Raw genomic sequence first — 19,078 nt, 5'->3', positions numbered from 1 at the left:
GCGGTGTGCGGGATCGGATCGCTCAGTCCAGAAATCGGGGAGATTTCTCGGTGGGGGGCGAGTTGGCGGACACGGAGTTGGCGGCGGACGAACTGCCGGAGCGCCGACTATTGCCGGGACAGCAGCATCGGCGACTGGCCGTTCGTTTCCTTGCCGCCACGAAGAATCTGCGCCCGCCCGGCGCCAGGCCAGCTGTTCACCCAGCTCGACCCGGGAATCCCCTTGGCCTGCTTCTTCAGCGGTGCCAGCAGCCGCGCGCTTTCGCGGTACGAACCCGCTGAAGCGCCGGTCTGGACGAGGCTCGCCAGGGAGAGCGTGACCGGCACGCCGTCGGCGGACCAGCCGTGGCCGAGGACGGCGTCGGCGAGCGAGGTGATGTCCTCGATGCCGCAGACGACCAGGAAATCGTCGCCGCCGACGTGGCCGACGGTGACGTCGCCGAGCCGCCGGGCGTGGTCGGTCAGTGCCCGGCCGATGGCGCGGATGAGGTCGTCGCCCGCGGCGAACCCGGCGGTGTCGTTGAGCCGTTTGAACTGGTCGATGTCCAGCCAGGCCACGACAAACGGCCGTCCGGCGGCCGCGCGGCGGGCGACGTCCTGTGCGATCGCGTCGCTGCCGGGCAGCCGGGTGAGCGGGTTGAGCGCGACCGCGGCCTCGACCTTCACCGCGGCCATCCGGCGCATCACCTCGTTCGGCCGCACGACGCCCTGGTACCGGCCGGACGCGTCCGTCACGACGAGGTCGTCGCCGCTGTGCTCGGCTCCGCCGTCGGCGATGATCTCGAGCAGTTCGCGGGTGCCGGTGTCGATCCGGACGAGCCGCGGCGGGCCGGCCAGTTTCGCGGCGGGCTTCCCGGAGTACAGCGCGTGCCCGTAGCGGCCGGTCACCGCCAGCAGGAAGCGCATCCGGTCGATCGTCCACTGTGGACGTGCCTGCTGGTCGAGCCCGACGATGGCCTTCGGTGCGTGTTCGGCGGACAGGATCGCGTGGACGTCGTCGCACGTCGCGTCGTCCGGCAGGGTTTTGGCCTGCCGGAGGAATTCGGGGATCCGCAGTCCGGCGGCGGGCGAGACCGCCATGGTGCCCGGCTGGTCGCCCCGTTCGGCGGTGGGCAGCACGCGTTCGGGGGCGGCGGTGGCGAACAGATTCCCTTGCACGAGACGGATTCCGGCGCGCCGCGCGACGTCGAGTTCCGCGTCGTTCTCGATTCCCGTCGCGACGAGCCGCAGATCGGTTTGGGCGGCGAACTGCACCAGCGCCTCGACGAGCGCGACGGTCGCCGCGTTCGCCGGGAGCCGGCGCAGCGTCGCGCGATCCAGCTTGATCATCTCGATCGGCGCTTCGGCGAGGAGGTTCATCGGCAGCCCCGCGGCGCCGAGCCGGTCGAAGGCCAGCCGGAAGCCGAGGTCGCGGAGCCGGTGCAGGCCCCGCAGCAGAGTTCCCGGATTCGGGACGGCGAGCGGCGCGGTGACCTCCAGCACGACGTCGGCGGGACGGCGGCCCGTGCGTTCCAGGGTCTGCAGCAGCGGAATGAACCGCTCGGCGGGCGCGCCGGCGGCGCTGGCGCTCAGGTTGAGATGCAGCGATACCCCGGCCGCGGCCTGCGGGGCAGCCGCGGCCGCGCGGGCGGCGAGGTCGAGGTCGGCGTCGATCAGCTGGGCGTGGTCGCCCGCCGCGTCGAGGAGGTCCTGGACCCAGCCCGCCGCGGGATGCCCGACCGCTTCGACTGCGACGGCCGAGCCGCTGTAGAGGCTGTACAGCGGCTCGAAGGCGAATCGGGCCTGGTCGGCGGGGGCGAGCACCCGCAAATCCTCGCCTGGAACGCACGGATCTCCATGAAACCGTTATCTCCCGTTGACCTTCCCGGGCGGCGGCCGAACCGGAAAACTCTTCGGGATCGGGTGCTGTGCTCGGGATTCGCGGCGGCGAGGGGCAAACCCGCGGTATGGCTCGTGATGACCATCACAACTCGGCTACGAAGCGGGCGTGACCAGGCGTGATGGCTTGGCCACTGTCGATGCGCCCGAGACGAGGAGGATGCGGCGTGCCTTCCGAACAGCCGTGTCGTCAGGTCCGTGAAGCGCCCCCTGAGGGAATCAGATTCCCTCAGGTGGCCCTTCACGGACCGTTAACCCGCGTCCCGACCCCGGCGGCCCCGTCGAGGCGCTAGCCCCATGTGCCGGTGATGTACCGAAGGTCGCCCATGCGCAGATCGTCGTCCTGAAGCGGCGGAAGGCCGTTGGCGGTGAGCAGTTCCCGGACGGTGCATCCGTGCACCGCCCAGCCGAGGCTGGTCAGGTAGGGAGCCGCTTCGTTGCGCTCGCCGAAGTAGCGCAGCCTCGTCATGTCGGTGTCGAACCCCTCGCCGCGCCATTGCTCGGAGATGCGGTCGAGGCGTTCCTTCGTCTTGTCCTCGTCGCCGGGACGAGGGTTGGGCCGGTTCTCGGTGGCGACCCGGCTTCCCGGCGCGCTGAGTTCGGTGATGGTGTCCAGCAACCGGTCCTGGGCTTCGGGCGGCAGATATCCCAGCAGTCCCTCGGCGCTCCACGCGGTCGGCCGGGCCGGGTCGAAACCGGCGGCGCGCAGTGCGGCGGGCCAGTCGTCGCGCAGGTCGACGGCGACCGCTCGCCGCTCGGCGGTGGGCTCGGCGCCCAGTTCGGCCAGGGTGCGGGCCTTGAACTCGACCACCGGCTCCTGGTCGATCTCGTACACCACGGTTCCGTCCGGCCAGGGCAGCCGGTAGGAGCGGGAGTCCAATCCGGACGCCAGGATCACGGCCTGGGTGATGCCCGCGCCCGCCGCGTCGAGGAAGAACTCGTCGTAGAACTTGCCGCGGATCTTGGCCGCGTCGATCCAGACCTGCCCGACGAGGTCGCCGGAGGCGGTCTCGCCGGAGGCCAGCTTGGCGAGCAGGTCGACGCCGACTGCCTGGACGAGCGGTTCGGCGAACCGGTCCGAGAACAGTGTGCCGTCCTCGCGGGTCGCGATCGCCCTCGCCGCCGCGGCCATGGTCGCGGTCGCGCCGACGCTGGACGCCAGGTCCCAGGTGTCTCCGTCGTGCCGGGCAGAAGTCATTGTGCCGCCTTGTCTTTCGCCGGGTGCCGAGACCGCAACCTACTCCCGATCTCGACACCGTGTCGCACAGTTCGCCAGGTTTCTTCCGGCACCGCGTCGGAGCGCCCGGCTCGGAGTGCTGCGTAACGTGCGGGGCCGTCGAGGCGGTGAGGAGGCGACATGACGGCTGCCGCGCGGTTGCTGGAAACCTTGGCGCAGTGGGGAGTCGAGCACGTTTTCTGCTGTCCCGGCACCAGTGAGATACCAGTGCTCGAAGCTCTGGCTGCCCGGCGAGGCGGCCCCGAGTTCGTGCTGACCACGCACGAGGCGATCTCGGTGTCCATGGCCGACGGCTACGCGCGTGCCTCCGGCCGGATCGGCGTCGCCTACCTGCATACGAACGTCGGGGTCGCGAATGGCCTGGCGCATCTGTACGCGGCGCAGGTCGCGCGCAGCAGCGTCGCGATTCTCGCTGGCATCAAAGGGACGGCGACCCTCCCGCACCGCGCGTTGACGACTTCGCCGCGGTTGCTCGAAACGGCCGCGCCGTATGTGGGTCATGCCTGGCAGAACCTCCGCGCCGAAGACTTGCTGGAAGATCTCAGCCGGACGCTGTGGCATACCACCGTCGTTCCGGAACAACCGGCGATTCTCACGATCCCGCAGGACCATCTGTCCGCGGAACCCCGCGTCGCTCCTCCGGTCCGCTGGGGTGCGCGGCAGGGCCCGGCCGCGGAAGCGGTTCGGCACGCGAGCGCCCTGCTCGACGCGGCGCGGCGACCGGTGGTCGTCGCGGGTTCGGACGTCGCCCGTCGCCGGGCCGAGCCGGACTTGGCACGGTTGGCCGAGCGACTCGGCGCGCCGGTGTTCGTGGAGTCCCGGCGGGATCTCGAACGATGGTCGTTCCGCACGGATCATCCGCTCTACGCCGGATTGTTCGAGCCCCGCGCGCCGCTGCTGGCGGACGCCGATCTGCTGGTGCTGGCGGGGATGCCGACGCCGCTGGAATTCTCGGCCGAGGTCGCGGCGCTTCCGCCCGGAGTCCCGATCTTGCACCTCTCCGAAGACGCTGCCGAGCCTGGTCGCCGGTACGTGCCAGCCGGGGCGGTTGTGGGCGACACCGCTGCGGTGCTGCGCGGCCTGGCCGAAGCGGTCCGCGCGCCTTCTCGGAACGAATGGCTTGCCCGGGTGCGGAAGGACAGCGAGGACCGACAGGCCCGTTGGGCGGCCGAAGTTCCGTGGGATGGCGAATTCAGTGCTGCGCTGGCGATGCGAACCCTCGCGGACGTCGTCGGCGGGGAGCGTCTGCTGGTCCTCGACGCGGTCACCTCGACATTGCCGTTGCTGCGTTTTCTCCAGCGCACGCGGGCGGATTCGCTGTTCGCCACCGCGAGCGGCTCGCTCGGCTGGGGAATGGGCGCCGCGGCGGGCGTGGCGATGGCGCGGCGCGAGCGGGTGCTCGCGGTGGTCGGCGACGGCGTCGTCCAGTTCGGCGTGCCCGCGTTCTGGACCGTGGTACGTCACCGGCTGCCGGTGACATATCTCGTGGTGAACAACGGAAAGTACCAAGCGGTGGTCGCCGGTCTGAAGAAAAGTGGAGGGGAGCGAGGGGAGTACCCGCTCACCGACATCAGCGGCGTTGAGATATCAGCGTTGGCGATGGCGTTCGGCATCAAGGCGACGACGGTCGACGACGCCGCCGGGCTGCGCGCCGCGCTCGCTGAGGACCCAGGGCCGGAGGACGGCCCCAGGCTGATCGAGGTCCGCGTGAACGACCAGCTGTGGCAGTGATTCCGACACCGTGTCCAGTCGATGGCGCGGGATTTGCGTCGCCGAGGCGATGAAGCGAGGGCTCGCGCCGACCTAGCATCGCGGCGATCTCCGCACCCGCACCAGGATTGGCAGGCGACGACGATGGCCCGGTGGGATCTCAGCGAGGCAGACGGGCATATCTACTCCGGCGGTTGGCGTACCGGAGGGGGAGGCGCCCAACCGGTGGTGTCGCCGGGCGACGGCGGAAAGGTGGGGCTGGCCGGGATCGCTGACCAGCACGATGTCGAGCGGGCCGGAATACGCGCCGCACAGGCGCAGGCCGAATGGAGCCGAGCGTCGTACCGCGTGCGGGCCGACGTTCTCACCCGGGCCGCGGACGCGTTGCGCGACATGCGCGCCGACGTCGAAGACGTGCTCGTGCGCGAAAGCGGCTCGCTTCCCGCGAAGGCGAAGCACGAGGTCGACAAAGCGATCGACGAACTGATCTCCGCGGCCGGGCTGGTCACGATGTCGCAAGGCGATCTCCTGCCAGTGGAAGACCCGGCGACGCTGGGCCTGGCGCGGCGGATCCCGGTCGGTGTCGTCGGGGTGATCGCGCCCTGGAACGCGCCGTTGATGCTCGCCATGCGCTCGGTCGCCCCGGCCATCGCACTCGGCAATGCGGTGCTGGTCAAGCCGGACGTGAAGACCGCCTTCTCCGGCGGCGCAGTGCTCGCGCGCATCTTCGAGCAAGCCGGGCTGCCCGACGACGTACTGCACGTGCTGCCCGGTGGCGCGGCAACCGGCGAGGCTGTGGTGCGTTCGCCGCACACGAACGCGATCTCGTTCACCGGCTCGTCCGCCGCGGGCCGCCGGGTCGGCGAGATCGCGGGCGGTCTGCTCAAGCGGGTAGTGCTCGAACTCGGCGGCAACAACGCGTTCATCGTGCTGGCGGACGCCGATCTCGACCGCGCGGCGGCCGGCGGCGTCGGCGGAACCTTCCGGCACCAAGGGCAGATCTGCATGGCCACCGGACGCCATCTCGTCCACGAAAGCATCGCCGACGAGTACGTCGAACGGCTCAAAGCGGCGGCGGAGGAACTGCGGCTCGGCGACCCGAAGGCGCCCGGGACGACGCTTGGCCCGCTGATCACGACCTCGCAGGCCGAGCGGGTGCACGACATCGTCAAGGCCGCAGTCGCCGATGGTGCGCGGGTCGTACACGGGGCTGCCCACGACGGCGCGTTCTACCAACCGACCGTCCTGGACGGTGTAACAGCTGACAATGCAGCTTTCCGCAGTGAGATCTTTGGCCCGGTCGCTCCGGTCACCCGCTTCTCAACCGAAGAAGAAGCGCTCGAACTGGCCAACGCCACCGAATACGGCCTGTCCGCGGCGATTCACAGCCGCGACGTCGCGCGCGCCCTCGGCTTCGCTTCGCGGTTGCGCGCCGGGATGGTCGCCCTCAACGGCCAGACCATCTACGACGCCGCGCACATCCCGATGGGCGGCCTCGGAGCGTCCGGCAACGGCGGACGGCACGGCGGGCACTGGAACCTGGACGAGTTCACCTACTGGCAATGGGTGACGGTTCCGACGATCCAGCGCTGAGCGTTTCCGACACCGCGTCGGACCTTCCGACACCGTGTCGGACACTCCCGGCGGAGATTCCCGCAGCGGACCGATTCTCCCGAGCCGCGATTTCCGTAGCTTCGAATCGTCGCCCGGTGCGGGCCCGTCACAGACAAAGGAGTCGGAGTACATGGACATTTCCGGTGCCACCGGGGCGCTGACCGGCGAGCAGTACAAAAAGAGCCTCGACGACGGCCGCGAGGTCTGGCTCGACGGCAAGCGTATCGAGAACGTCGCGGAGCACCCGGCGCTGACGCCGACCGTCGACGAGTTCGCCCGGCTGCTGGACCTGCGGTTCGCCACCCCCGAGGGGCGGGCGGCGACCCTGTTCAAGTCCGAGGAGACCGGCAACGAGGTCAGTTACGCGTTTTCGCTGCCGAAGACCCCGGAGGAATTGCGCGCCAAATTCGCGGCGTCGGAATGGTGGATGCGGGAAAGCCTCGGGCAGCTCGGCCGTTCTCCCGACTTCATGTCGAATGTGGCCGCGGGTCTCGCCGATTACGCGGGCGAACTCGACCAGAACCGCGAAGGTTTCGGCCAGAACGCCCGGGATTACCGCCGGTTCGCGATGGAGAACGACCTCGTCCTGACGCACGCCCTCGGCGACCCGCAGATCGACCGCAGTGCGAGCCCGCTCGACGATCCGGATCTCGCCCTGCGCGTGGTGGAAGAACGCGAGGACGGCGTAATCCTGCGCGGGGCCAAGCAACTCGCCACGCTCGCGCCGTTCTCGCACGAAGTGCTCGTGTATCTCAACGGCGTCACCGCCGCACGCGGCGCGGAAGACTTCGTCATCTGGTTCGCGCTGCCGATGAGCACGCCGGGGCTGAAGATCCTGCTCCGCGAACCGCTCGGCGCACCGGAGAGCGGCCATTCGCACCCGCTCGGCAACCGGTACGACGAGCAGGACGCGATGCTGTTCTTCGACGACGTTTTCCTGCCGCGCGAACGCATCTTCCTGCTCGGCGACTCCCTGCGCGCGCTCAAGGGCCTCGGCCGGATCAACGTCTGGAGCCTGCAGAGCACCCACATCCGCTTCCTCGCCCGGATGAAGTTCTTCACCTCCGTCGCGAAGAAGCTCGCGCACTCCATCGGCGTGGACACCTTCCGCGGCATCCAGGAACAGCTGGGCGAATTGATCTCCTACGTCCAGACGCTCGAACTGGCGATCAAGGGAGCCGAAGCCGACGCCGTCGTGACGCCGGGCGGGCACCTCGCCCCGAGCAATACCAACGGCGTCGGCTTCTGGTCGGCTGATATCTCAGCGCGGATGGTTCAGATCTTGCGCCAGGTCGCCGCGTCCGGCCTCATCATGCAGCCGACCGAAGCCGATCTCGCGAATCCGGAGCTGCGTCCGTTCCTGGACCTCTACATGCGCGGCCACGACATCGGAGCGGCGGAGAAGGCGCGGCTGTTCCGGCTCGGCTGGGAGCTCGCCGGCTCGAGTTTCGGGATGCGCCAGGAACTTTACGAGTACCTGCACCGCGGCGATCCCGGCGCGGGCCGCACCCGGCTGTTGCGCTTCTACGACACGTCGGCGACGGACGCGCGCGTCGACGAACTCATCAGCAAGCCGCTCGTCTGACACCGCAAGGAGCATCCCGTGATCATCGACGTCCACGGCCACATGTCCGCGCCGGACGCCTACTACGCCTGGAAAGCCTCCCTGCTGTCGCACCGCGGCGCGCACGGCGGCAAACCGCCCGCCATCAGCGACGACGCGCTCGCCGCCGCGTATCACCACGCGCACCCGAGCTTCGGTGACATCTCCCATCTGGCGCACCTCGACGGCGCCGGGATCGACCTGCAGATGATCTCGCCCCGCCCGTTCCAGATGATGCACAGCGAACGGCCGGCCAAGCTCGTGCAATGGTTCACCGAGGAGACGAACAACCTCATCCACCGCGCGACCGAGCTGTTCCCCGGCCGGTTCAAGGGCGTCGCCGGACTCCCGCAGAGCCCGGACCTGACGCCCCGGGACTGGACGGCCGAGCTGCGCCGCACGGTGACCGAACTCGGTTTCGTCGGCGCGATGCTCAACACCGATCCGTACGAGGGCACGGAAACCCCGCTCGCCCTCGGCGACCGGTACTGGTATCCGGTGTACGAGGTGCTGTGCGAACTCGACGTCCCGGTGCTGCTGCACGCGGCCGGGTGCAAGCCGCCCGCGCGCGAGCCGTACAGCCTGCATTTCATCCAGGAAGAAACCGTCGCGGTGTGGAGTCTCGTGAACTCCACGGTGCTGAAGGACTTCCCGGACCTGAAGGTGATCGTCTCGCACGGCGGCGGCGCGATTCCCTATCAGGTGGGCCGGTTCCTGCCGTCGGTCGTGCGCACCGGAGTGTCCTATCTGGACAAACTGCGCCGGCTGCACTTCGACTCCTGCCTCTACACCCAGGACAGCCTGGAGCTGCTGATGAAGGTCGTCGGCACCGACCGGGTGCTGTTCGGCTCGGAGAAACCGGGCACCGGCTCGCAGATCGACCCGGAGACCGGCCGCTGGTTCGACGACATCCACCTGCTCATCGACGACATCGCCTGGCTCGGCGACAAGGAACGCGCCGACGTCCTCGAGAACAACGCCCGCGCGCTCTTCCAGCTCTGAGGGGGAAGCTCATGACCGAGATCGTCGCCGGGTTCGGCACCTCCCACGGACCGCAGTTGAAGGCGCCACCGCCCCAGGCCTGGGATACCAGGGGCACGGCGGACCGCGCCGGCAAGGGGCTGAAGTTCCGCGGCGAGACGTACAGCTACGAGGAACTCCGCGAGCTGCGGGAGGACTTTTCGCAAGAGATCACCCCCGAGGTGATGGCGCGTCGCTGGGAAAGCTGTCAGCGGTCGATGGACGGGCTCGCGGACTTCATCAAGTCGCAAGACGTCGACGTCCTCGTGATCGTTTCCAGCGACCACAAGGAAACCTACGGCGACGAATGGCTCGCGCCGTTCTCGGTGTTCTGGGGCGACGAGGTAGCGCACGTGCCGTTCACCCAGGCACAGCTCGACGCGATGGCCCCTGGCCTGGCCGAGGCCGCGACCGGCGACGTCCCGGACCGCACGATCATGCGGCCCACGCACCGCGCGCTCGGCAAGCACATCATCCAGTCCACCCAAGCCGAGGATTTCGACACCGGCGCCACCGAGGTCATCCCGGCCGGCCGGTACGGGAACCACACCATCCCGCACGGCTTCGGGTTCATCTACCAGCGATTCCTCGGCCAGGAATCGACGTTGCCGATGGTGCCCGTCTTCATCAACACCTTCTGGGAGCCGAATCCGCCGGGAGCCAAACGCTGCTACGACTTCGGGCGCGCGGTCGGCCGGGCGATCCAGTCGTTCCCCGGTGACCTGCGCGTCGGCGTCGTCGCTTCGGGCGGGCTCAGCCACTTCGTGATCGACGAGAAGCTGGACCAGGAGTTCATCCAGGCCCTGCGAGACCACGACGCCGACTACCTCTCGACAGTCCCGGCCGCCGAGATGCGGTCCGGCGCCTCGGAGCTGCGCAACTGGATCGCGGTCGCCGGGATCGCCGACGAGGCCGGTCTCGCCGTGACGAGCGTGGACTACGAGCCTTGCTATCGCACGGAGGCCGGCACCGGCAACGCGATGGGTTTCCTTACCTGGGAACGGAAGTGACCATGTCTCCCGAAGAGATCATCACCGCGTTGCGCGGCCTCGACAGCTGCGCGGTTTCTGACGCACTCGATACGCTCGGCCTGCCTGGCGCCGTCACTGCACTGAAGCCGATGTGGCCCGCAGGCACGGTCCTGGCCGGTCGGGTGCGCACCGTCACCGCCGCGCCCAAAGCGACCGCTGGACCGGCGACGCACATCGCGACTCCGCTGGTCGCGATCACCGAGCCGGACGACGTCGTGGTGATCGACAACCACGGCCGCACGGACGTCTCCTGCTGGGGCGGCTTGCTCGCCGAGGCCGCGGTCCGGCGCGGCGTGGCCGGCGTGATCGTGGACGGTGCCTGCCGCGACGTCCAGGAGAGCGAAGCGCTGAAGCTTCCGGTGTTCGCCCGTACGGCAGTTCCGGTCAGCGCGCGGGGGCGCATCGTGCAGGCCGCGATGGACGAGCGTATCCAGATCGCTGGTATCTCAGTTGCCCCGCACGACTTCGTGCTCGCGGACGTCAACGGCGTCGTCTTCGTCGCCGCTGGAGACGTCGAACGCGTCATCGAGCTCGCGCAGCGGATCGCCGAGCGCGAAGCCCGGATGGCGGAGGCGGTCCGGTCCGGCCGTGACGTGCAAGAGGTCATGCACGATTCCCAATTCCCCTCAGTCACTGTGGAGCAGCGCTGATGTCTCTCCTCGACCGCTTCGCCGGACTCGGCACCGCGACGGTCTCCGACGCCCTCGACAAGCTCAAGCGCCCGGGCAGCCTGCTCGGCCTCGCCCCGCTGGCGGACGGACAGCGCATGGTCGGCCGCGCGTTCACCGTGCGGTATGTCAGCGCGCAGGTCCCGGCCGGCACGGTCGGCGATTTCATCGATCAGGTCGAGCCAGGTCAGGTGATCGTGCTCGACAACGACGGTCGCGTCGACTGCACGGTCTGGGGCGACATCCTGACCGCCGTAGCGCACCAGCGTGGTATCTCAGGCACGGTCATTGAAGGTGTCTGCCGCGACACGCACCGCGCCTTGTCCATCGGCTACCCGATCTACAGCCGCGGTCGCTTCATGCGCACCGGCAAGGATCGGGTCGAGGTGGCCGAGGAACGCGGACCGGTGACGATCGGGGGCGTGACAGTCCGCCACGGGGACATCTTGCTGGGCGACTCGGACGGGGTCGTGGCGATCCCGCGCGACTGCGAGGACGACGTGCTGGAGGTCGCCGAGATGATCCAGGCGCGCGAAGAAGCGATCCTCGCCGCTGCGCTCGGCGGCGCGACGATCGCCGAAGCCCGCGCGAAGTACGGCTACCACGATCTGCAGCGGGCGGAAGCATGACGACTTTGGCCGAAGACACCAAGGAACTGCTGACGCTCGGCACGGCCACGCTGTATGAGGCGTCCGGCCTCGACTGTTTCCTGGACGCCGCGTTCCGGCCAGCCTGGGACGGCGCGCAGATCGTCGGCCGCGCGGTGCCGGTGTCCGCGCAGGTCGGCGACAACCTCGCGTTGCACCACGGAATTGAGGCCGCTGACCCCGGTGACGTGCTCGTAGTCGACGCCGGTGGCGCTCCGTTCGGATACTGGGGCGAAGTAATGGCGGTCGCGGCGCAGGCGCGCGGCATTCGCGGCTTGGTCATCGACGGCGGTGTCCGAGACACTCAGCAGCTCGCGTCGCTCGGGTTCCCGGCGTTCAGCACGGCGATTTCGATTCGCGGCACGATCAAGAACTGGCCGGGGACCGTCGGCCGTCCGATCACCTTGCGCGGCAGGGTGGTTCGCCGCGGCGACGTCGTGGTGGCCGATCGGGACGGGATCGTCGTGCTCCCGGCGGACGAGTACGACCGCGTCTTGGCCGCGTCCCGTGCGCGCGCGGAGAAAGAGGAGTCCTTTATGGAGCGACTCCGGTCCGGCGAGACCACTTTGGACGTCTACGACTTCCGTCATCTCGGCGTTCCGGACGGAGCGAGGTGAACCCGATGACCTCCGATCAGCAACGGATCGACAGCTTCCGTCAGGCCGCCGGACGATTCGCTTCCGGTGTCACAGTGGTGACGACCGCACTCGACGGGCACCTTTACGGAATCACCGCGACCTCGTTCGTTTCCCTGTCGCTGAACCCGCTTTTGGTGACGGTGTCGATCAATTCGCACAGCCCGATCCTCGAAGAGATCCGCGCGAGCGGGGTCTTCGCGATCAACGTGCTCGGCCGCCATCAGCAGGATGTGTCCGCGTGCTTCGCCCGCCGTGGGCGCGGCCGGAGCAAAGAGCGATTCGACGAGGTCGAGACGCACACCGAAGCTACCGGCGCGCCGGTGGTCACCGGCGCGTTGAGCTGGTTCGACTGCACCGTGCATACGATGCTCGGCGGCGGCGATCACATCATCCTCGTCGGCGAGGTCGTTTCCGCGGGCGGCGGGACCGGGCATCCGCTGCTGTACTGGTCCGGCGAGTACCGCGAACTCAACACGGTGGAAGAAGCCGAGGCGGACATCGGCCGGATCGCCGATTCGCTTTCCATTCAACTGCATTTGCACGGCATGCGAACTGAGCAGCTCCTGGAAGCGCAGCACGCGGTCGAACCCGCCGCTGCCGCACTCGCCGCGCGCGCCGCCGCCGACGACCAGGTCGCGCAGTTACGGGCATTGGTCGAGGAATCGGAGAAGCACGTCCACGAGGCCAGCCGGTACAACCCGTTGTCGCTGGAATTCCACGCCCGGCTTGGTTTGCTCAGCGGAAACCCGGCGATCGCCGCGTCGGTCGGTGCTTTGAATCGTCCACGGGAAAGCGTGTATGCCGTGCACACCAACGCCGAGCGGGCGACCCGCGCCGTCGATGCGCACCGCCGCATCCTTCAGGCCATTGAGGACCGCGACGAGGATGCTGCCCGCCGGCTGATGACCGAGCATCTTGGCGTGGTGGCGCAAGGAATGCCGTGCTGAACGGAGAAACCATGGACGCAGACGTCCTCATCGCCGGGGCAGGCCCGGTCGGCCTCGTCGCCGCGCTCGACCTGAGCAGCCGCGGGGTGTCGGTGATAGTCGTCGAGGAACGGGAGTTTCTCGAACCGCCGAACGTCAAGTGCAATCACGTCGCCTCGCGGACCATGGAGAGCTTCCGCCGGCTCGGCATCGCGGCCGAGGTGCGCGCGGCCGGGCTGCCGCGCGACTATCCGCAGGACGTCGCGTTCCGGACCTCGCTGACCGGACAGGAACTGTCGCGCATCCCGATCCCGGCGAGCGGCGACCGGTACACCTCCCGCGTCGGGCCCGACACGAGCTGGGCGACGCCGGAGCCGCCGCACCGGATCAACCAGACTTTCCTGGAACCGATCCTCGCCCGGAACGCCGCCACTGCGCCTGGCGTGACGCTGCTCAACCGCACGCGATTCCATTCGGTGGAGCAAGACTCCTCGTCCGTCTCGGCAATAGTGTCTGATGGATCGGGCGAACGGACTCTCCGCGCTCGGTACTTCATCGGTGCCGATGGTGGCCGTTCGGCGGTGCGCAAGCAGATCGGCGCGAAGCTCAGCGGCGATCCGGTGCTCCAGCACGTGCAGTCCACCTGCATCCGCGCGCCGAAGCTGTACTCGCTGATGTCAGCCGACGAACCGCGAGCGTGGGGCTATTACACGTTCAACGAGCGTCGCGTCGGGCACGTGTACGCGATCGACGGCAGCGAAACGTTTCTCGTACACACCTACCTTTCCTCGGAAGAGGAAGCCGTCGACCGGGACGCGGCGATCCGCGCGATTCTGGGCGTGGACGAGGCGTTCGAGTACGACGTCGTGTCCAAAGAGGACTGGATTGCGCGCCGTCTGCTCGCCGACCGATTCCGCGACCGGCGGGTGTTCCTCGCCGGAGACGCTTCGCACCTGTGGGTACCGTTCGCCGGATTCGGGATGAACGCGGGCATCGCGGACGTGCTGAACCTGACGTGGCTGCTCGGCGCGCATCTCGGCGGTTGGGCCGAGGAAGGGATCCTGGACGCCTACGAAGCCGAGCGGCGGCCGATCACCGAACAGGTGTCGCACTTCGCGATGAATCATCAGCGGAAGCTCGCCCGGCCGGGACTCCCCGCCGCCCTGGAAGACGAGACCCTGGACGGTGAAGCCGCGCGCGCGGCTTTCGGCGCGGCGGTACGGGAGTTGAACGAGCCGCAGTTCGCCGCTGCTGGCTTGAATTACGGCTACGCGTACCACGATTCCCCGATCATCGCCTACGACGGCGAAGAAGCCCCTGGCTACACTATGGGCAGCTACACACCGTCCACTGTGCCGGGTTGCCGTGCCCCGCACTTCACGCTGGCGGACGGCTCCTCGCTGTATGACCATTTTTCAGCTGGCTACACGGCGATTGCAACACGCGGGATTGATATCTCAGCGTTGACCGTTGAAGCGGCAGACCGAGGTATCCCACTGGCTGTCGTTGAAGTCGACGCGCTGCCGGATGAATATCTTTGCCCAATCACGCTGGTACGTCAGGACCAGACCGTGGTCTGGCGAGGTGCTCCGCCCGACCGGGCGGCCGCGGCCGACTTGTGGGAAAAGCTTCGCGGCGCTTGACCCCCGGCCCACGGTGAAGGCCTCCTCGAGGAAATCCCTCAAGGAGGCCTTCACTGGTCTCACCGGCGGATGATTTTGCTGGCTGCCATGGCCTTCAGGCCTTCCACGCCGAACTCCAGCCCGTATCCGGACGACTTGATCCCACCGAACGGAATCGCCGGATCGACGCCACCGTGCTGGTTGATCCACACGGTGCCCGCCTCCATCCGCTGCGCCACCGCGGCTGCCTCGTCGGCGTCGGCACCCCACACCGAAGCGCCCAATCCCTGGTCAGTGCCGTTGGCCCGGCGCACCGCGTCGTCCACCTCGGCGTACCGGATCACCGGCAGCACCGGACCGAACTGCTCCTCGTCGACCACCGCGGCACCGTCCTCGACGTCCGCGATGATCGTCGGCCGGTAGAACAACGGACCGAGTTCCGTCGCCGGCATGCCACCGGTGACGATCCGGGCACCGCGCGCCCGGGCCTCTTCGACCAGCCGGGAAACGATCTCGAACTGCGCGGGATTCTGCACCGGCCCGAGCCGGTTCGCCTTGTCCTGTCCCGGCCCCATCGGTGCTTTCTCGGCGCGTTCGGCCAGCGCGGAGACGACGTCGTCGTAGATCGACTCGTGCACGTAAAGCCGTTTGAGCGCGGCGCACACCTGGCCGGTGTTCATGAAAGCCGCCCAGAACAGCTTGTCCGCGACGGCGTCCACGTCCGTGCCGGGAAGCACGATCGCGGCGTCGTTTCCGCCCAGTTCCAGGGTGAGCCGCGCGAGGTTGCCCGCCGAGCTTTCGACGATCCGGCGGCCGGTCGCGGTCGAGCCGGTGAACACGATCTTGGCGATCCGCGGATGCGCGGCCAGCGCGGCTCCGACTTCGCGATCCCCGGAGACCGCGGTCAGCACGTCCGCGGGGAGGTGACGGCGGAAGATCTCCGCGAGGGCGAGCACGCTCAGCGGAGTGTTCTCGGAAGGCTTGAGCACCACGGTATTTCCCATGCGCAACGCCGGCGCGACGTGCCACACCGCGATCATCACCGGGAAGTTCCACGGGCCGATCGACGCTACGACGCCGAGCGGGACGTAGTGCTGTTCCGCCCCGTCTGGCAGCGTCTGCGGTTCGAGCACAGTGTCCGCGGCAGCCCGGAGCCAGTGCGCGGCACCGTGCGCCTCGCCGGCGCCGCCGGCTTTGCCTTGCTCAGCGGTGATGATTTCGCCGAGTTCTTCGGCGTGGGCGTCGATGTCGTCGGCGATGACGTGCAGGATCCGCGAACGTTCAGCGTGTCCCAGCGCGGCCCACGCGGGCTGAGCCGTTGCGGCAGCGGCGATTGCGGTGTTCAGCTGGTCGACCGTGTGCACGGGGGCGTGGCCGACGACTTCCCGGGTCGCGGCGTCCAGGATCGGCCGCCCGCGGTCGTCGGAGACCGAGACGGTGCTCAGCAGTGCGTTCATGCGGGACCCTTCCGTAAAAGTTCACATTGAATATAGTCAATTGAGGACGGCGGGGCTAGCGAAGACCGGCGAGCGTCGCGATCCGCAGTCCGGTGTGGAGTTCCCGGCGCACTTTCCCGTCGGCGAGATCGACGTCGGCGACTGCTCGCACGCGATCCAGCCGGTAGTAAAGGGTGCTGCGGTGGACGTGCAGGGTCAGCGCGGTGCGCTGGGCGTCGCAGCCGCAGTCGAGATAGGTCTCCAGGGTCTGCGCGAGGTCCGGCCCGGACTGCGCGTCGAGCAACCGTCGTACGGCATCGGGGAGATCTGAGATATCAACGTCCTCGAGCGGGAGTTGCAGCAGCAGCCGGTCCAATCCCAACTCGGACCAGTGGACGACGCGGCCGGTGTCGCCGCCGCGCAAGGCGATCCGGGCTTCCCGCAGCGAGCGATGCACGCCCGACAGTGGCGCGTGCGCTCCGCCGACCCCAGCGTGCAGACCCGAAAAGGCGGGCTGAGCAAGGAGGGTCGACAGCCGCTCGGTGTCGATCTCGTACGGCACCAGCAAGATCGCTTCGCTGCCGAGCACCGCGCCGACCGCCTTCAGGGTCGGGAAGACGGGAATGCTCGACAATGCCCGGTCCAGCACGAGCCGGAGCGTTGCCGAGCTGGGCTCGGCTCGGGGCGGGGTCGCGATCGAGATCGCCGTGTAGTGCGGGACGGGGGAGAGCAGGCCGCTCGCGAGCAGTTCGTCGGCGGCCCGGACGCGCTGGTCGTCGTTGCCTTCGAGGAGCGCGGCGAGCAGACGTCGCGCGCGGTCCTCGTCTTCCCGGTTGCCCAGCGCCATAGCGGCCAGCAGCAAACCGATCTGCGCGCGGCGGTCGCGCAACTCGTCGTCGTCCGCGTAGGCGGAGTCATCGTCCTCGGGGATCGTCGAGGACAGATAGCCGACGAGCCGTCTTTCGTGCCGGACCGGCGCGACCAGCCGGGACTGCCCGCCGTCGAGCGGCGGAATCCGCACCGGGTCCTGCGCCTGGCCGACCCGGTAGTCCCGAATGGACTCCCGGGCGCGCGAAGATCCTTTGTGGGACAGGATGATCGCCAGCCGGGCGTGGTCGACGTCCTGGTCGTGCACGCTGAACGCGATCACCGCGAAGTCGACGTCGAACACGATGACCGGCCGGCCGAGCCGGTCGGCGTAGGCCTGCACCTGTCCTTCGAGAGTCATGCTCGCCTCTTCCGTTGCCAGCTGCCGGAGATTTGATCTATATTCATTATAGACATTTGACGAGAGGGATCCGCATGGCACAGATGACAGGCGGTGACGCGCTCGCCAGGGCGCTCATCAGCGAGGGCGTCGACACGGTCTTCGGCATTCCCGGGGTCCAGCTGGACGGGCTCACTGACGGCATGTACCGCGAGCGCGACGAGTTGGAGCTGGTCGTCCCGCGGCACGAGCAGGCGACCAGCTACATGGCCGACGGCTACTACCGCGCGTCCGGACGGCCGGGCGTGGCGATGGTCGTGCCCGGCCCTGGTGTGCTGAACGCCGGAGCTGGTATGGCAACGGCATACGCCTGCTCCTCGCAGGTGATGCTGCTGGCCGGCACGATCCCGTCGCCGCTCGTCGGCTCCGGGCTCGGTGCGCTGCACGAGATTCCGCGGCAGACCGACACGGTCCAGGGGCTGACGAAGTGGTCCGCGCGGCCGAAGCGGGTCGAGGAGATCCCGGATCTCGTCCATGAAGGGTTCCGGCAGATGCGCACGGGACGGCCGCGTCCGGTCGCGTTGGAGCTGGGGCCGGATTTGCTCCACGCGGTCGCGGATCTCAAGCCGGGCGAGCCGTTCGGGGTGCGGGAACCGGAGGCTCCGGAGCGGGAGGTCGCCGACCTCGCGCGACTGCTGGCGGGTAGTGAGCGGCCAGTGATCCACGTGGGCGGGGGGATGCGGGATCCTCGGGCGTTCAAGCTGTTGGCTCGGCTTGCCGAGTTGCTGGACGCGCCGGTGGTGATGAGCGAGAACGGGCGTGGGGCGATCGATGCTCGGGATCCGCACGCGTTGCCCGCGTTCGCGTTGTGGGAACTGCGGTCCACCGCGGATCTGGTGGTTTCGTTCGGCAGCCGGTTTTTGACGCCGTTTGGGCAGCAGTTGAATATCGGCGATGCCCGGCTCGCGCTGGTGAACATCGACGCGGCCGACCTTCGTTCGCCTCGGCGGCCGGATCTCGCGATTAATGCGGACGCGGTGGCTGTGCTGGAGGCGTTGGTCGAGCGGCTCTCGCCTCGCGCTGCATGGGGCTCCGAATTGGTTCGGCTGCGCGAGGATTGCGAAGCTCGGATTCGGAAGCAGGCTGGGCCGCAGATGGAGTTCGTCGACGCGATCCGTGCTGCGTTGCCGGAGGATGGGGTTTACGTCAATGAGTTGACGCAGATCGGGTATGTCTCGACGTATGGCTTTCCTGTGCGGGCACCGCGGTCTTATGTGTGGCCTGGGTATCAGGGGACGCTCGGGTACGCGATGCCTACTGCGCTCGGGGCTGCGGTGGGGTCGGGTGGGCGGCCGGTGGTCGCGGTGACTGGGGACGGGGGGATCGGGTGGTCCATGCAGGAGTTCGCGACGGCTAAGAAGTATGGGATTCCGTTGGTGACTGTGTTGTTCGAGGACTCGCGGTTCGGGAATGTTTGGCGGATCCAGCGGGATAGTTACGGTGGCCGGTTCATTGGGTCTGATCTGACGAATCCCGATTTCGGGTTGCTGACGCGGGCGTTCGGGTTGGACTTCGCGGTCGCTGAGGACGCTGCGGCGGTGGAGAAGGAGGTGGGGGCGGCGATTGCGGCGGGGCGGCCTGCGGTGGTTAAGGTGCCGGTGGATGTGTTTCCTTCTCCTTGGCCGTTGATTCACGAGAAGCATTGATGGTGGGTGGGGGTGGGGGCTCGTCGCCTGGCGGCGACGTTGCGCTTGGTCCTCGTGGGTGGGCACCCCGAAGTTGATTGTGACTACGGCGCGGGGGTGCTTGTCAAGGCGGGAAAGATGCCTTGACAAGCACCCC

Annotated in this window: 15 protein-coding genes; 11 read left to right on the top strand and 4 right to left on the bottom strand. The window is 68.5% G+C overall.

Going from position 1 to position 19,078, the window contains the following annotated elements; genetic code table 11:
- Nucleotides 1–107: 107 nt before the first annotated feature.
- Nucleotides 108–1,802 (bottom strand): bifunctional diguanylate cyclase/phosphodiesterase, encoded by a 1,695-nt coding sequence (locus ACZ7SW_RS10440; RefSeq protein WP_470230125.1) that lies wholly within the window; start codon nucleotides 1,800–1,802, stop codon nucleotides 108–110.
- Nucleotides 1,803–2,166: 364 nt separating this feature from the next.
- Nucleotides 2,167–3,075, bottom strand: a complete 909-nt coding sequence (locus ACZ7SW_RS10435) for an SAM-dependent methyltransferase (protein WP_470230124.1) — start codon at nucleotides 3,073–3,075, stop codon at nucleotides 2,167–2,169.
- 159 nt (nucleotides 3,076–3,234) lie between these two features.
- On the opposite strand from ACZ7SW_RS10435, the gene ACZ7SW_RS10430 reads away from it, so the two are divergent.
- The 10 genes from ACZ7SW_RS10430 to ACZ7SW_RS10385 all read left to right on the top strand — a co-directional run bounded on the left by ACZ7SW_RS10430 (nucleotide 3,235) and on the right by ACZ7SW_RS10385 (nucleotide 14,614).
- A complete protein-coding gene (locus ACZ7SW_RS10430) occupies nucleotides 3,235–4,845 on the top strand; it encodes a thiamine pyrophosphate-binding protein (protein WP_470230123.1) in 1,611 nt (536 codons plus the stop codon).
- Between the two features lie 123 nt (nucleotides 4,846–4,968).
- Nucleotides 4,969–6,417 (top strand): aldehyde dehydrogenase family protein, encoded by a 1,449-nt coding sequence (locus tag ACZ7SW_RS10425; protein WP_470230122.1) that lies wholly within the window; start codon nucleotides 4,969–4,971, stop codon nucleotides 6,415–6,417.
- 151 nt (nucleotides 6,418–6,568) lie between these two features.
- A complete protein-coding gene (locus ACZ7SW_RS10420; RefSeq protein WP_470230121.1) occupies nucleotides 6,569–8,023 on the top strand; it encodes a 4-hydroxyphenylacetate 3-hydroxylase family protein in 1,455 nt (484 codons plus the stop codon).
- Nucleotides 8,024–8,041: 18 nt separating this feature from the next.
- The gene (locus ACZ7SW_RS10415) at nucleotides 8,042–9,043 is read left to right on the top strand and encodes an amidohydrolase family protein (RefSeq protein WP_470230120.1); all 1,002 of its coding nucleotides are present in this window, start codon (nucleotides 8,042–8,044) and stop codon (nucleotides 9,041–9,043) included.
- Between the two features lie 11 nt (nucleotides 9,044–9,054).
- On the top strand, nucleotides 9,055–10,071 hold the full coding sequence (locus ACZ7SW_RS10410) for a DODA-type extradiol aromatic ring-opening family dioxygenase (protein ID WP_470230119.1): 1,017 nt from the start codon (nucleotides 9,055–9,057) through the stop codon (nucleotides 10,069–10,071).
- 2 nt (nucleotides 10,072–10,073) lie between these two features.
- Nucleotides 10,074–10,742, top strand: coding sequence for an RraA family protein (locus ACZ7SW_RS10405; RefSeq protein ID WP_470230118.1), 669 nt, complete (start codon nucleotides 10,074–10,076; stop codon nucleotides 10,740–10,742).
- Nucleotides 10,742–11,389, top strand: coding sequence for an RraA family protein (locus tag ACZ7SW_RS10400; RefSeq protein ID WP_470230117.1), 648 nt, complete (start codon nucleotides 10,742–10,744; stop codon nucleotides 11,387–11,389). Before ACZ7SW_RS10405 ends, ACZ7SW_RS10400 begins: the two co-directional genes overlap by 1 nt.
- Nucleotides 11,386–12,024 (top strand): 4-carboxy-4-hydroxy-2-oxoadipate aldolase/oxaloacetate decarboxylase, encoded by a 639-nt coding sequence (locus ACZ7SW_RS10395; RefSeq protein ID WP_470230116.1) that lies wholly within the window; start codon nucleotides 11,386–11,388, stop codon nucleotides 12,022–12,024. Before ACZ7SW_RS10400 ends, ACZ7SW_RS10395 begins: the two co-directional genes overlap by 4 nt.
- A gap of 5 nt (nucleotides 12,025–12,029) precedes the next feature.
- Nucleotides 12,030–12,992 (top strand): flavin reductase, encoded by a 963-nt coding sequence (locus ACZ7SW_RS10390; RefSeq protein WP_470230115.1) that lies wholly within the window; start codon nucleotides 12,030–12,032, stop codon nucleotides 12,990–12,992.
- 11 nt (nucleotides 12,993–13,003) lie between these two features.
- A complete protein-coding gene (locus ACZ7SW_RS10385; protein WP_470230114.1) occupies nucleotides 13,004–14,614 on the top strand; it encodes an FAD-dependent monooxygenase in 1,611 nt (536 codons plus the stop codon).
- 59 nt (nucleotides 14,615–14,673) lie between these two features.
- Here the strand turns inward: ACZ7SW_RS10385 and ACZ7SW_RS10380 are convergent, their stop codons facing one another.
- Together ACZ7SW_RS10380 and ACZ7SW_RS10375 are read right to left on the bottom strand one after the other, a co-directional pair.
- A complete protein-coding gene (locus ACZ7SW_RS10380; protein WP_470230113.1) occupies nucleotides 14,674–16,050 on the bottom strand; it encodes an aldehyde dehydrogenase family protein in 1,377 nt (458 codons plus the stop codon).
- Between the two features lie 55 nt (nucleotides 16,051–16,105).
- The gene (locus tag ACZ7SW_RS10375; protein ID WP_470230112.1) at nucleotides 16,106–17,257 is read right to left on the bottom strand and encodes a PucR family transcriptional regulator; all 1,152 of its coding nucleotides are present in this window, start codon (nucleotides 17,255–17,257) and stop codon (nucleotides 16,106–16,108) included.
- Between the two features lie 74 nt (nucleotides 17,258–17,331).
- Between ACZ7SW_RS10375 and ACZ7SW_RS10370 the strand changes: the two genes are divergently transcribed.
- On the top strand, nucleotides 17,332–18,942 hold the full coding sequence (locus tag ACZ7SW_RS10370) for a thiamine pyrophosphate-binding protein (RefSeq protein WP_470230111.1): 1,611 nt from the start codon (nucleotides 17,332–17,334) through the stop codon (nucleotides 18,940–18,942).
- Nucleotides 18,943–19,078: the final 136 nt, after the last annotated feature.

The organism is Amycolatopsis sp. NPDC114484 (genome assembly GCF_055633755.1).
Note: the sequence above shows the minus strand (reverse complement) of the source record. Positions and strands in the feature narration are given on the sequence as shown.

Coding starts and splice junctions, on each gene's coding strand:
- ACZ7SW_RS10435 (WP_470230124.1), bottom strand. CDS start 3,075: ATGACTTCTGCCCGGCACGACGGAGACACCTGGGACCTGGCGTCCAGC.
- ACZ7SW_RS10430 (WP_470230123.1), top strand. CDS start 3,235: ATGACGGCTGCCGCGCGGTTGCTGGAAACCTTGGCGCAGTGGGGAGTC.
- ACZ7SW_RS10425 (WP_470230122.1), top strand. CDS start 4,969: ATGGCCCGGTGGGATCTCAGCGAGGCAGACGGGCATATCTACTCCGGC.
- ACZ7SW_RS10420 (WP_470230121.1), top strand. CDS start 6,569: ATGGACATTTCCGGTGCCACCGGGGCGCTGACCGGCGAGCAGTACAAA.
- ACZ7SW_RS10410 (WP_470230119.1), top strand. CDS start 9,055: ATGACCGAGATCGTCGCCGGGTTCGGCACCTCCCACGGACCGCAGTTG.
- ACZ7SW_RS10405 (WP_470230118.1), top strand. CDS start 10,074: ATGTCTCCCGAAGAGATCATCACCGCGTTGCGCGGCCTCGACAGCTGC.
- ACZ7SW_RS10400 (WP_470230117.1), top strand. CDS start 10,742: ATGTCTCTCCTCGACCGCTTCGCCGGACTCGGCACCGCGACGGTCTCC.
- ACZ7SW_RS10395 (WP_470230116.1), top strand. CDS start 11,386: ATGACGACTTTGGCCGAAGACACCAAGGAACTGCTGACGCTCGGCACG.
- ACZ7SW_RS10390 (WP_470230115.1), top strand. CDS start 12,030: ATGACCTCCGATCAGCAACGGATCGACAGCTTCCGTCAGGCCGCCGGA.
- ACZ7SW_RS10385 (WP_470230114.1), top strand. CDS start 13,004: ATGGACGCAGACGTCCTCATCGCCGGGGCAGGCCCGGTCGGCCTCGTC.
- ACZ7SW_RS10380 (WP_470230113.1), bottom strand. CDS start 16,050: ATGAACGCACTGCTGAGCACCGTCTCGGTCTCCGACGACCGCGGGCGG.
- ACZ7SW_RS10375 (WP_470230112.1), bottom strand. CDS start 17,257: ATGACTCTCGAAGGACAGGTGCAGGCCTACGCCGACCGGCTCGGCCGG.
- ACZ7SW_RS10370 (WP_470230111.1), top strand. CDS start 17,332: ATGGCACAGATGACAGGCGGTGACGCGCTCGCCAGGGCGCTCATCAGC.